The following is an 11035-nucleotide window of genomic DNA, read 5'->3' as shown; positions in this document are numbered from 1 at the left end:
CGGTGTGTCATTCACAGCTTTACTGACTGATCCACCGCTATCGGGAGCAAGCCCCCTCCCACAGTGGATCGCCTTTGTTCTGGATATCAGCGTTCCACAGGGACTGACAGCGCCGGGTCACCCAATGGATGCGTGCGCGCCGCGAAGAACTTCAGCGCCACTCCGGTGCCCTCGAACAACGCTGAATACCGGCGCTTCTGCTGGCGGATGAACCCGTCACTGCGCCCCGACACCGAGATCGCCAGGGTCGTGAGCTTCGCCTGGCGAATCGCATCCACCAGGTGCTTATCCTGCGCTCCCAGCTCATGGCCAAAAATGCACAGCGCCCCTGCATGGCCGAGCAACTGCTCGTAGCAGAACGACAGGTAGTCCGAACTGCGGATGGTCTTGAGCTTCTCCTCAACCTTGCCTTCGTTGACGAACAGCGGCACGTCATCAAGGGTCTTGATCGTGTTGTTGATCGCGAAGCTGCTGAGCAAGGTGCTGTCGGTGGAGGCCAATTTGCGCGCCGTGCCATCGAGGTTGCGCACCAGATGCAGGCCGCCGTGCAGGTAGAGGATGCGTGTGGCGTCGGTGTGGGTGTGGCGCAGGTCGAAGCTGGCATCCACGCCGCGAAACAGATCATCAATGCCCGGCGTGTGCAGGATCGCCCAATAGTTGAGCAGGTCGTAGTTGCTGGTGAATACGGTCGGGTAGCGTGCCAGCTCTGCGTTGATCGTCGCCAGCGTCGAGGGCTGCACCAGTCGCCAGGGGATGTGCACGGCATGGATGGTGTTGATCAGCGCTTCCTTGATCGCGTAGTAGCGATTACGCGGCGCCGCCGAGCTGACGGCCAGGGCTTTGTTGACCCGGCTGGTGGTTTTCAGCGCGCCCAGGGCCTGCTCGAAACTGCGGGTTTGCAAGGCGTCGAACACGCTGAGTTCGGATTGGCTCAGGGGCTTTTCTTCAACGGTGCGGGCGTTTTCGAACAGCGAGTCGTAGGCGAAGTCTTCCCAGATCGTGCGGCTGGCGCCGTTGCCGATCAGGATCGCGCTGAAGTCGATGGCGCTGCGTACCGCGCTCCAGTCTTCGAGGTGGGCGTCAATATCCTGGAAATCCTTCATTGCGGCGGGTCTACTCAAATCGGCGGGTGGGTGACTTTATCACGAGCCGGCGTTGATCCTGATCAAGATGCCTCAAGCCACGGCGGTTGATCCTGTTGGCATAACGCCTCTGAGGATTTGCCATGAGCAGTACCTTCTTCATTCCCGCCGTTAACATCATGGGCAGCGACTGCCTCGACGAAGCCATGACCGCCATCCGAAACTACGGCTTTCGCAAGGCGCTGATCGTCACCGACGCAGGGCTGGCCAAGGCGGGCGTCGCCAGCATGATCGCCGAAAAGCTGGCGATGCAGGACATCGACTCGCTGATCTACGACGGCGCCAAGCCCAACCCGAATGTGGAAAACGTCGAGAAAGGCCTGGCGCTGCTGGAGGCCAATGGTTGCGATTTTGTGGTGTCCCTGGGCGGTGGTTCGCCCCATGACTGCGCCAAGGGTATCGCGTTGTGCGCCACCAACGGCGGGCATATCGGTGACTACGAGGGCGTCGACCAGTCGAGCAAGCCGCAACTGCCGCTGGTGGCCATCAACACCACCGCCGGCACCGCCAGCGAGATGACCCGCTTCTGCATCATCACCGACGAAACCCGCCATGTGAAAATGGCCATCGTCGACCGCAACGTCACGCCGCTGCTGTCGGTCAACGACCCGGCGCTGATGGTCGGCATGCCCAAGGGCCTCACGGCCGCCACTGGCATGGACGCCTTGACCCACGCCATCGAGGCCTACGTGTCCACCGCCGCCAACCCGATTACCGATGCCTGTGCGATCAAGGCCATCGAACTGATCAGTGCCAACCTGCGCCTGGCAGTCCGTGACGGCATCGACAAGGCTGCGCGGGAAAACATGGCGTATGCGCAATTTCTCGCCGGCATGGCCTTCAACAATGCGTCTTTGGGGTATGTGCATGCCATGGCCCATCAGCTGGGCGGCCTGTATGACCTGCCGCACGGGGTTTGCAACGCAGTGCTGTTGCCCCACGTACAAAGTTTCAACGCGAGTGTCAGTGCCACGCGCTTGAGCGACGTGGCGCGTGCGTTGGGCGCCGACATCAAGGGCAATTCGCCGGAAGAGGGCGCCCAGGCGGCCATCGCGGCCATCCGCGCCTTGGCGCAGGATGTCGAGATCCCGGCCGGCTTGCGGGAGTTGGGCGCCAAGTTGCAGGACATCCCACTGCTGGCCGCCAACGCGTTGAAAGATGCCTGCGGCCTGACCAACCCTCGGCGGGCCGACCAGCGTCAGATCGAGGAGATTTTCCGCAGCGCGTTCTGAATCGGGCAGTGGTGAGCTGCAAGCGGTAAGCTACAAGTCGATCTGCATTCAACTTGAGCATGAAGCTTGCGGCTTGCCGCTGAGGTCCCGTTATGAGAGTTCTGCTATTCGGCGCCACCGGCATGGTCGGCCAGGGCGTGTTGCGCGAGTGCCTGCTGGCGGCCGACGTTCAGGAAGTGGTCGCCGTGGGGCGTACGCCGTTGACCCAGGAGCACGGCAAGCTGCACCAGGTATTGCACAGCGACATGCTGGATTTGCAACCGTTGGAAAACCTGCTGCAAGGGTTTGATGCGTGTTTCTTTTGCCTGGGCGTCTCCTCGGCGGGCATGGATGAAACCCGCTACACCCACCTGACCTATGACTTGACGCTGGTGGCCGCCAGCACCCTGGCGCGGCTCAATCCGCAGATGACGTTTATCTACGTGTCCGGCGCCGGCACCGACAGCTCCGAGGCGGGCAAGTCGATGTGGGCCCGGGTCAAGGGCAAGACCGAAAATGCGTTGCTGCGCCTGCCGTTCAAGGCGGTGTACCTGTTCCGGCCTGGGGTGATCCAACCGTTGCATGGTGTGCGCTCGAAAACGCCGCTGTACCAATCGTTCTATAGCGTGCTCGGCCCGCTGCTGTCGTTCGTTCGCCGGGTCAAACCCAGTTGGGTGGTGAGTACCGAGACCGTCGGCCAGGCGATGCTCGCGGCAGTGCGTCATGGCGCGCCACAGGCGGTAGTGGAGCAGGCCGCGATCCATCGCCTGGCCGCCGAGCGCCACTGATGTTGCACAAGAGCCTGGTGCGGCGCCTGGACCTGATCACCCTGCAACTGTTCGTTGCCGTGTTTGAAGAAGGCACGTTGACCCGTGCCGCCACGCGGGAAGCCATCGCGGTGTCGGCGGCCAGCAAGCGCTTGATGGAGTTGGAACAGGTGCTGGGCGTCAGTCTGTTCGTGCGTCGGGCCAAGGGCATGGACCTGACGGCGGCCGGTGAGACGTTGCTGCACCATGCGCGGCAGATGCTGTTCAACGTCGAAAAAATGGGCCTGGAGCTGGGCGAGCACAGCCACGGCGTGCGGGGCTATGTGCGGATGCTGGCCAACCTGTCGGCGATCATTCAGTTCCTTCCGGAAGACTTGCGGGATTTTTCCGAGTTGCATCCTGAAGTCAAAACCGACCTTGAAGAACGCCCCAGCAATGGTGTGGTGCAAGGCGTGTTGGATGGTGTGGCGGACCTGGGCATCTGCTCCAGCGACACCGACACCAAGGGCTTGCCGCGTGTGGTGTACCGCCGCGACAAACTGGTGGTGCTGATGCCCGCGGACCATCCGTTGGCGGCCCGCAAATCCCTGGCCTTCGCCGAAACCCTGGGCAGCGATTACGTCGGCCTGCATTCGGCCAGCTCGATCAATATGCGCACCCACGCGGCCGCTCGCGAGGCAGGCCAGATGCTGCGCCTGCGGATCCATGTGCCGGGTTTTGACGCGATGTGCCGGATGGTCCAGGCCAATATGGGGATTGGCATCCTGCCGCAGAAGGCTTTTGAGTTGTTTGGTCGCGCACTGGGTCTGCATGCCGTGCCGCTCACGGATGACTGGTCCGATCGCAGCCTGATCCTGGTGGTCCGGGATGAAGCGCAGCTCTCGCCGGTTAGCCGCTTGCTCTTTGACTACCTGAGTCACTCGGCGGGGGCTGACAGATAATTCGCGGTTCGTTCGCGTTTCGCGAACGCTCCTTGCCAACTGACGGTTGGCTTTCTGCTCTCAGAGTCCTCTAGCCTTGGCGCACATTCCAAGAACAAGAGGTACACCCCATGACGGCTCCCCTGAGCGGTATCAAGGTGATCGAGATCGGTACGCTGATCGCCGCGCCGTTTGCCGCACGGCTGATGGCCGAGTTTGGCGCCGAGGTGATCAAGATCGAAGCCCTGGGCCAGGGCGATCCGCTTCGCAAGTGGCGAAAGCTGCACGAAGGCACGTCGCTGTGGTGGTACCTGCAATCGCGCAACAAGAAGTCGTTGGCCCTGGACCTGAAGTCCGCAGAAGGCCTGGGCGTGATCAAACAACTGCTCGGCGACGCCGACGTCCTTATCGAGAACCTGCGCCCCGGCGGCCTGGAAAAACTCGGCCTGGGCTGGGACGTGTTGCACGCGCTCAACCCCAAGCTGACCCTGGTGCGCATTTCCGGTTATGGCCAGACCGGCCCTTACCGTGACCGCCCGGGTTTCGGCGCCATTGGCGAGGCCATGGGCGGCATCCGCTACACCACCGGCAACCCGGATTCACCGCCGGCGCGGGTGGGCGTGAGCCTGGGGGATTCCCTGGCGTCCTTGCACGCGGTGATCGGCGCGCTGATGGCCTTGCTGCGGGTCAAGACCGGCCAGGGCGACGGGCAGATTGTCGATGTGTCCCTCGCCGAAAGCGTGTTCAACCTGATGGAAAGCCTGGTGCCTGAATACGACATGCTCGGCCATGTGCGTGAGCGCAGCGGCGGTGCCTTGCCGGGCATCGCGCCGTCCAATACCTACCTCACCGCCGACGGCGCCTATGTGGTGATTGCCGGCAACAGCGACCCGATCTACAAGCGCCTGATGACCACCATCGGCCGCGCCGATCTGGCCGAGGCGCCGGAGTTTGCCCACAACGATGGCCGTGCGGCGAAAAGCGGCGTGCTGGATGCGGCCATTACCCACTGGACCAGCAGCCGGCCTATCGAGCAGGTGCTCAGCGCCCTGGAGGCCGCCGAAGTGCCGGCCGGGCGTATCTACTCGGTGGCCGACATCGTCAGCGACCCGCATTACCAGGCACGCGACATGCTGCTCAAGGCCGAGCTGCCCGGCGGTGTGTCGGTGAAGATGCCCGGCATTGTGCCCAAGCTGTCGGAAACGCCCGGCGCAATCAACTGGCAAGGTCCGACCCTGGGCCAGCACACGGATGACATCCTCGGCAGCCTGGGTATGACGGTTGCCGATATCCAACGTCTGAAAACCTCGGGAGTGGTGCAATGATCACTGACTATTCGGCTGGGCTGATCGTGCAGGAAGTGTCCCCGCGCGACGGCCTGCAAATCGAGCCGACCTGGGTGGCGACGGCCGACAAGATCGCGTTGATCGACCAGCTTTCCCAGGCTGGATTCTCGCGCATCGAAGCCGGTTCATTTGTCTCCCCCAAAGCCATCCCCGCATTGCGCGACGGTGAGCAGGTGTTCCAAGGCATTCAACGCAAAGCCGGGGTTATCTACGTAGCACTGATCCCCAACCTCAAGGGCGCTCAGCGCGCCATCGACTCGCGCGCCGACGAATTGAACCTGGTGATGTCCGCCAGCCAGACCCACAACCTGGCGAATATGCGTATGCGGTGCGAGGCATCGTTGGCGGCGTTCGGCGATATCACCCGCTTTGCCGCCGATTACCCGGTGCGCCTCAATGGCAGTATCGCCACCACGTTCGGCTGCCCGTTCGAAGGCAGGATTGATGAAGACCGTGTACTGGAAATTGTCGACGCTTATCAGGCGCTCGGCATTCGCGGGATCAGCCTTGCCGACACCACCGGCATGGCCAACCCGCGCCAGGTGGAACGTCTGGTCAAGCGCGTATTGCAGCGCGTGCCCGCCAGCGATCTGACCCTGCACTTTCATAACACCCGTGGCCTGGGTTTGTGCAATGTGCTGGCCGCCTACGAGGCCGGTGCCCGGCGCTTTGACGCGGCCCTGGGCGGGCTCGGCGGGTGCCCGTTTGCGCCGGGCGCGTCGGGCAATATCTGCACCGAAGACCTGGTCAACCTGTGTGAGGAAGTCGGCATTCACACCGGCATTGATCTGCCGCATCTGCTGAACATATCCCGTCGCCTGCCGGCGTTGCTGGGTCATGAATTGCCCGGTCAAGTGGCCAAGGCCGGGCGCAACTGTGACCTGCACTCACCCCCGGATCACATCGCCACGTTGTAACCCTGTACCAGACAACAAAAACAATCGGGCGCCTATGAGCTGCCCGCTGGAGAGAAACCATGAGCACTAATACGTTGGAGGCCGGCGCGAGCGCGGCCGGAGCAATCGATCCGATCAAGGCGGTGGTCAACAAGGTCGCCTGGCGCCTGATGCCGTTGATCATGGTCTGCTATCTATTTGCTTTTTTCGACCGTATCAACATCAGCTTCGCCAAGTTCCAGTTGCAGGCCGACCTCGGCTTGAGCAACACCGCATACGGCCTGGGGGCCGGCTTGTTTGTCGTGGGTTATGTGCTGTTTGAAGTGCCGAGCAACATGATGCTCTACAAGGTCGGCGCAAGGCGCTGGATCGCACGCATCATGCTGTCCTGGGGGCTGGCGACGGCGGCCATGGTGTTCGTCACGGCCGAGTGGCAGTTCTACGCCCTGCGTTTTCTGATCGGCGCCATGGAGGCCGGTTTTGCCCCAGGCGTGCTGTATTACCTGACCCTCTGGTTCCCCCAGGATTTCCGTGGGCGTATCACCTCGATGCTGTTTTTGGCTTCGGCCTTTGCCGGGCTGATCGGCGCGCCGTTCTCCGGGCTGGTATTGGGCCACATGGATGGCGTGCTGGAGATGCGCGGCTGGCACTGGCTCTTCCTGCTGGGCGGCCTGCCCTGTGTGGTGCTGGCGTGGCTGGTACTGACGCAGTTCAAGGACCGCATCGAGGATGCGCCCTGGTTGAACAGCGACGAAAAGGCATTGCTCTCAAGCCGTATCGCGGTGCATGAGGTGCATCAAAAAGGCTCTCTGCTGCAGGCCTTGCGAATTCCCGGTTTCCTGATGCTGGGCTTGATTTACTTCCTGATCCAGGTGGCGTCCTATGGCCTGAATTTCTGGGCGCCGCAATTGATCCGCAGCACGGGGATCGAAAGTTCGGTAGTGATCGGCCTGCTGACTGCTGTTCCCTATATTTGCGGAGCCATCACCATGGTAGTGGTGGGGCGCTGGTCGGACGCGACGGGGGAGCCGCGCAAGTTTGTCAGTGGCCTGGTCGCGTTAGGCGCGGTAGGGTTCTTCTGCGCCGGGATCTTCGATGATCACACCACCTTCCTGATCATTGCCCTGGGGCTGCTGGGTGCGGGTATCATCGCCTCGATCCCCACCTTCTGGACGTTGCCGCCCAAGCTGTTGGCAGGTGCCGGGGCAGGGGCCGCCGGCGGGATTGCCTTGATCAATACCCTGGGGCAACTGGGGGGTATTGTCAGCCCGGTGATGGTCGGTCGGATCAAGGACATGACGGGCAGTACCACTCCGGCTCTCTACGTGATTGGTGTCTGTGCACTGATCGCTGCCGCGCTGCTGCTGTGGGGGTTGCCGCAAAAGCTGCGGACCTCCGACAAGCGCTGACGAATGCTCACGCAGCGTCCGAGGTCAGGCGGGCGCTGCTTTGCATTCAATTGGATAACAGGAAAACACCATGCTTTCTGGTCTCAACCACCTGACGCTTGCCGTTACCGACCTGCACCGCAGCGTCAGTTTCTATCATGAGTTGTTGCAGCTTCGGCTCGACGCCACCTGGGATAACGGCGCCTACCTCTCACTCTCCGGTTTGTGGCTGTGCCTGTCGCTCGACCCTTCGCGCTCCGTGGGCGCGATGGCTGAATACACCCACTACGCTTTTACCGCACATCCAGATGACTTCAGCGAGGTGGTGGCGCGCCTGCGTGCTGCCGGTGTGCAAGAGTGGCGCGACAACCGCAGTGAAGGCGCGTCGTTTTATTTTCTCGACCCTGACGGCCATAAGCTTGAAGTGCATGTCGGCGACTTGGCGTCGCGTCTGCAAGCCTGCCGCACCCAGCCTTATGCCGGAATGAAGTTTTACCCGTAGCGGCAGAACGTGCAGAATCGATCCACCTCAACCCTCTGCCAGAGTCGTGCCCATGACCCCGTCCTTGCTGCTCGCCGTCCTCGCTTCGGGTTTTATCTACGGTATTACGCCAGGGCCGGGTGTCCTGGCCGTGTTCGGGATTGGCGCCGCACGTGGCCGCCGCGCCGGAGCGGGGTTTCTCGGCGGGCATCTGCTCGGGGATGTGGTGTGGTGCAGCACCGCGCTGATCGCCATCGTCGGTGCAAAGGAAGTGGGCAGCAGTGCCTTTGATGTATTGGGCGTACTCAGCGGCCTGTACCTGTTCTGGCTCGGTTGGCGCGCCATTCGTACCCAGGTTCGCAGCAGCGATGCGCCGCAAGGCGCCGCTCGGCATCCGTTCCGGCACGGCATTCTGTTCGGTTTGACCAACCCCAAGGCTTACCCGGTGGCGGTCGCAACGTTTACCGCGTTGTTGTCCAGCCGCGCCGAATTGCTCACATGGTCGATGCTGCCGTGGCTGATTGTCCTCAGCTTTCTGGGCGGCCTGCTGGCCTATGCGATCCTGATCGGCGTGGTCGGCGCCCAGCGCGTGCGCACCGTCTATCAGCGCCATGAAATCCTGATCACCCGGCTCTGCGGCGTGATGTTCATCGGCTTTGCCATCAATGCCCTGGCGCATGCGTTGCCGGGGCTGTTCGGCAGCAAGCCGGCGTGACCTACCGACGACCGTTCGTCGCACTGAGCAGGTTTTTCTAAACCTTTGCCGCCCGGAAAATTCGAATTGAGGGCGGGGCCGCGTTGCCCCGCCCCTATTTTTGCCCTGGAGGAACCTATCATGAGCCGCATGGCTATCCGGTTACGCACCGCCAGTTTCGCGATGCTGCTGGGCCTCGGCGCCAGCAATGCTTTCGCCCAGTCGCCTGCTGAATTCATCGAGCAGGCTTCGGCCAAAGGGATGGCCGATATCGAAACCAGCCGCATGGCCCACGCCAAGACCTCATCCCAGGAAATCAAGGATTACACCATTGAGGTGATCAACGAACGGACCCTGGCCAACCAGCATTTGGCGGCGATCGCCAAGAAGCTCGACCTGCCCGTGGCGCCACGGGAGAAAATCGTCGATAAAGCCGAAACCCTGATGCCGCAACTCAAGGACGGTGACTCCTTTGACGCCGCTTATACCGCGCAGCAGGTCAAGGAAAATGAAGACGCCATTGCGCTGTTCAAACAGGAAGGCGCGGCGTCGGACGTACCGGAAATAAAAGCCCTGGTCGATGAGACGCTGCCCAAGTTGGAGGAGCGTCTGCAGAAAGCCCGGGCGCTGGCGTCGACCTATGGCAAGGGCCATCAAGGCGACGGTTGAAGCCTTGGCCGGCAATGAAAAACGGCGGTTGGAGTTTCTCCAACCGCCGTTTTTTTTCAGGCCTGATTCAAATCGGTATGGGCGCGCGCCGTATCGTCGCCATTCTCACCACAACTGTCGTTCAGGTTGACGGTGCCGGTGTTGCCAATGCTGCGGTACTGCTTGCGCAGTTTTTCCAGCTCTTTGCGGTCCAGGCCCTCCAGGCTCAACACCGCATTTTGCGCATCTTTGGACACGCGCAGCAGCTCATCGATTTTGATATGCAGAATGTCATTGTCGCGGTTTTGCGTGTTCTGGATCAGGAACACCATCAGGAAGGTGATGATGGTGGTCGAGGTGTTGATGATCAGTTGCCAGGTGTCGTTGTAGTGAAAGTACGGGCCGCTGAGGCTCCAGAGGAAAATCAACGCGACCGCCGCGTAAAATGTCCGGGCACTGCCTGCCCAGCGGGACAGGGTTTGGGAGACTGCAGAAAATTTCATGGCCGTGTTCCTTGAATCGTGGTGATGAAAGATGGACCACGGCGTTTCGCTGAAATTTCTTTTAACAATTGATGCGATGACCCAGCGGTTACAGCACCTTCGCCAAGTGCCTCAAAACGCCAGTTCGGCCTGGCCGACGCCTTCCAGCGCGAGCAGATATTGCTTGGCCTCAAGCCCCCCGGCGAACCCGGTCAGCCCGCCCGATGCGCCGATCACCCGATGGCAGGGCGCGATGATCGAGATCGGATTACGCCCGTTGGCAGCACCCACCGCGCGCACGGCTTTCGGGTTGCCGATCTGCCGGGCAATCTGGCTGTAGCTGCGGGTTTCGCCAAAGGGAATGGTCAGCAGCGCCTGCCAGACCTGCTTCTGAAAATCCGTGCCGGTGAAGTCCAGTTGCAGCTCGAAACGGTTGCGGGTGCCGGCGAAGTATTCCTTCAACTGGCGTTCGGCCTCCAACAGCACCGGGCTGTCATTGGCTTCCTGCAATTGACCCAGGCGTACACGGTTGGCACGCTCGGTTTCCCACAGAATGGCACTGAGTTTGCCATTGCGCGCCACCAGGGTGAGCTGGCCGACGGGGGAGGGCATGAGCTTGTATTCGTAAGGCATGATCGGGCTCCTGAGGGTAAAAGGTACGACGCTACTGTAAGTCCCTCGACCCGACTGAAAACTACGATTCTTGCGCTCGAATTCTGCGGCAGTCTAGGTGTTCCAGTAAACCCAATGGGAATAGTGTGGGTAAACATACAGCCAGGACACCCAATAAAGCGCCATGAGGACCGATGCATTCGCCGTCAACACCCATGAGATGACATTGAGCACAATGACCACCCAGGCGAGTCGCGTCACACGTCGGCTGGCGTAGCGCCGGGCTCGCCAAACGCCATAGGCGGAGGCTGCAATCGAGCCGAGCGACAGGAGCATCCCCAACGGGAATGGCAGCTTCACCCAGGCCACCAATAGCGGCAATACCAATACCCAACCCACCATTTGGCGCAGTATGGGTGTTGGTGTGCGTTGTCCGGGTTCAAGCATG

13 protein-coding genes are annotated in these 11035 nt (G+C 61.5%); 9 read left to right on the top strand and 4 right to left on the bottom strand.

Features of this window, described 5'->3' with window-relative positions:
• Window positions 1-86: 86 nt before the first annotated feature.
• A complete protein-coding gene (locus ACQRBV_RS02095; protein ID WP_090366268.1) occupies window positions 87-1103 on the bottom strand; it encodes a DUF4917 family protein in 1017 nt (338 codons plus the stop codon).
• A gap of 122 nt (window positions 1104-1225) precedes the next feature.
• Between ACQRBV_RS02095 and yiaY the strand changes: the two genes are divergently transcribed.
• The 9 genes from yiaY to ACQRBV_RS02050 all read left to right on the top strand — a co-directional run bounded on the left by yiaY (window position 1226) and on the right by ACQRBV_RS02050 (window position 9514).
• On the top strand, window positions 1226-2374 hold the full coding sequence (gene yiaY, locus ACQRBV_RS02090; protein WP_411984464.1) for an L-threonine dehydrogenase: 1149 nt from the start codon (window positions 1226-1228) through the stop codon (window positions 2372-2374).
• Window positions 2375-2466: 92 nt separating this feature from the next.
• Window positions 2467-3141 carry an NAD(P)H-binding protein gene (locus tag ACQRBV_RS02085; protein WP_411984465.1) on the top strand — a complete coding sequence of 225 codons (675 nt, stop codon included), beginning with the start codon at window positions 2467-2469 and terminating at the stop codon, window positions 3139-3141.
• Window positions 3141-4061, top strand: a complete 921-nt coding sequence (locus tag ACQRBV_RS02080) for a LysR family transcriptional regulator (RefSeq protein ID WP_161549721.1) — start codon at window positions 3141-3143, stop codon at window positions 4059-4061. The genes ACQRBV_RS02085 and ACQRBV_RS02080 overlap by 1 nt, the downstream gene beginning before the upstream one ends.
• Window positions 4062-4171: 110 nt before the next feature.
• Window positions 4172-5365 carry a CaiB/BaiF CoA transferase family protein gene (locus ACQRBV_RS02075; RefSeq protein ID WP_411984466.1) on the top strand — a complete coding sequence of 398 codons (1194 nt, stop codon included), beginning with the start codon at window positions 4172-4174 and terminating at the stop codon, window positions 5363-5365.
• On the top strand, window positions 5362-6303 hold the full coding sequence (locus ACQRBV_RS02070) for a hydroxymethylglutaryl-CoA lyase (protein WP_411984467.1): 942 nt from the start codon (window positions 5362-5364) through the stop codon (window positions 6301-6303). The genes ACQRBV_RS02075 and ACQRBV_RS02070 overlap by 4 nt, the downstream gene beginning before the upstream one ends.
• Window positions 6304-6362: 59 nt before the next feature.
• Window positions 6363-7691: an MFS transporter gene (locus tag ACQRBV_RS02065; RefSeq protein WP_411984468.1), complete on the top strand. Its 1329-nt coding sequence runs from the start codon at window positions 6363-6365 to the stop codon at window positions 7689-7691.
• A 70-nt stretch (window positions 7692-7761) separates the two neighbouring features.
• Window positions 7762-8172 (top strand): fosfomycin resistance glutathione transferase, encoded by a 411-nt coding sequence (gene fos / locus ACQRBV_RS02060; protein WP_411984469.1) that lies wholly within the window; start codon window positions 7762-7764, stop codon window positions 8170-8172.
• A gap of 52 nt (window positions 8173-8224) precedes the next feature.
• Window positions 8225-8866 carry a LysE family translocator gene (locus ACQRBV_RS02055; RefSeq protein ID WP_090366257.1) on the top strand — a complete coding sequence of 214 codons (642 nt, stop codon included), beginning with the start codon at window positions 8225-8227 and terminating at the stop codon, window positions 8864-8866.
• A gap of 120 nt (window positions 8867-8986) precedes the next feature.
• A complete protein-coding gene (locus ACQRBV_RS02050) occupies window positions 8987-9514 on the top strand; it encodes a DUF4142 domain-containing protein (protein WP_090366255.1) in 528 nt (175 codons plus the stop codon).
• 56 nt (window positions 9515-9570) lie between these two features.
• Here the strand turns inward: ACQRBV_RS02050 and ACQRBV_RS02045 are convergent, their stop codons facing one another.
• The 3 genes from ACQRBV_RS02045 to ACQRBV_RS02035 all read right to left on the bottom strand — a co-directional run bounded on the left by ACQRBV_RS02045 (window position 9571) and on the right by ACQRBV_RS02035 (window position 11034).
• On the bottom strand, window positions 9571-9996 hold the full coding sequence (locus ACQRBV_RS02045) for a low affinity iron permease family protein (RefSeq protein WP_060753737.1): 426 nt from the start codon (window positions 9994-9996) through the stop codon (window positions 9571-9573).
• Between the two features lie 111 nt (window positions 9997-10107).
• Complete coding sequence (locus ACQRBV_RS02040; protein WP_161549716.1) at window positions 10108-10608, bottom strand: methylated-DNA--[protein]-cysteine S-methyltransferase; 501 nt, start codon at window positions 10606-10608, stop codon at window positions 10108-10110.
• 93 nt (window positions 10609-10701) lie between these two features.
• Window positions 10702-11034 carry a hypothetical protein gene (locus tag ACQRBV_RS02035; RefSeq protein WP_411984470.1) on the bottom strand — a complete coding sequence of 111 codons (333 nt, stop codon included), beginning with the start codon at window positions 11032-11034 and terminating at the stop codon, window positions 10702-10704.
• Window position 11035: the final 1 nt, after the last annotated feature.

Source organism: Pseudomonas sp. R11F, assembly GCF_050312575.1.
Taxonomy (GTDB): Bacteria; Pseudomonadota; Gammaproteobacteria; order Pseudomonadales; family Pseudomonadaceae; genus Aquipseudomonas; species Aquipseudomonas palleroniana.
This window is presented reverse-complemented; position numbering and strand designations above follow the sequence as displayed.

What these genes read in the sequence shown, in the direction of transcription:
- ACQRBV_RS02095 (WP_090366268.1), bottom strand. Translation starts at nt 1,103, where the DNA reads ATGAAGGATTTCCAGGATATTGACGCCCACCTCGAAGACTGGAGCGCG.
- yiaY (WP_411984464.1), top strand. Translation starts at nt 1,226, where the DNA reads ATGAGCAGTACCTTCTTCATTCCCGCCGTTAACATCATGGGCAGCGAC.
- ACQRBV_RS02085 (WP_411984465.1), top strand. Translation starts at nt 2,467, where the DNA reads ATGAGAGTTCTGCTATTCGGCGCCACCGGCATGGTCGGCCAGGGCGTG.
- ACQRBV_RS02080 (WP_161549721.1), top strand. Translation starts at nt 3,141, where the DNA reads ATGTTGCACAAGAGCCTGGTGCGGCGCCTGGACCTGATCACCCTGCAA.
- ACQRBV_RS02075 (WP_411984466.1), top strand. Translation starts at nt 4,172, where the DNA reads ATGACGGCTCCCCTGAGCGGTATCAAGGTGATCGAGATCGGTACGCTG.
- ACQRBV_RS02070 (WP_411984467.1), top strand. Translation starts at nt 5,362, where the DNA reads ATGATCACTGACTATTCGGCTGGGCTGATCGTGCAGGAAGTGTCCCCG.
- ACQRBV_RS02065 (WP_411984468.1), top strand. Translation starts at nt 6,363, where the DNA reads ATGAGCACTAATACGTTGGAGGCCGGCGCGAGCGCGGCCGGAGCAATC.
- fos (WP_411984469.1), top strand. Translation starts at nt 7,762, where the DNA reads ATGCTTTCTGGTCTCAACCACCTGACGCTTGCCGTTACCGACCTGCAC.
- ACQRBV_RS02055 (WP_090366257.1), top strand. Translation starts at nt 8,225, where the DNA reads ATGACCCCGTCCTTGCTGCTCGCCGTCCTCGCTTCGGGTTTTATCTAC.
- ACQRBV_RS02050 (WP_090366255.1), top strand. Translation starts at nt 8,987, where the DNA reads ATGAGCCGCATGGCTATCCGGTTACGCACCGCCAGTTTCGCGATGCTG.
- ACQRBV_RS02045 (WP_060753737.1), bottom strand. Translation starts at nt 9,996, where the DNA reads ATGAAATTTTCTGCAGTCTCCCAAACCCTGTCCCGCTGGGCAGGCAGT.
- ACQRBV_RS02040 (WP_161549716.1), bottom strand. Translation starts at nt 10,608, where the DNA reads ATGCCTTACGAATACAAGCTCATGCCCTCCCCCGTCGGCCAGCTCACC.
- ACQRBV_RS02035 (WP_411984470.1), bottom strand. Translation starts at nt 11,034, where the DNA reads ATGCTTGAACCCGGACAACGCACACCAACACCCATACTGCGCCAAATG.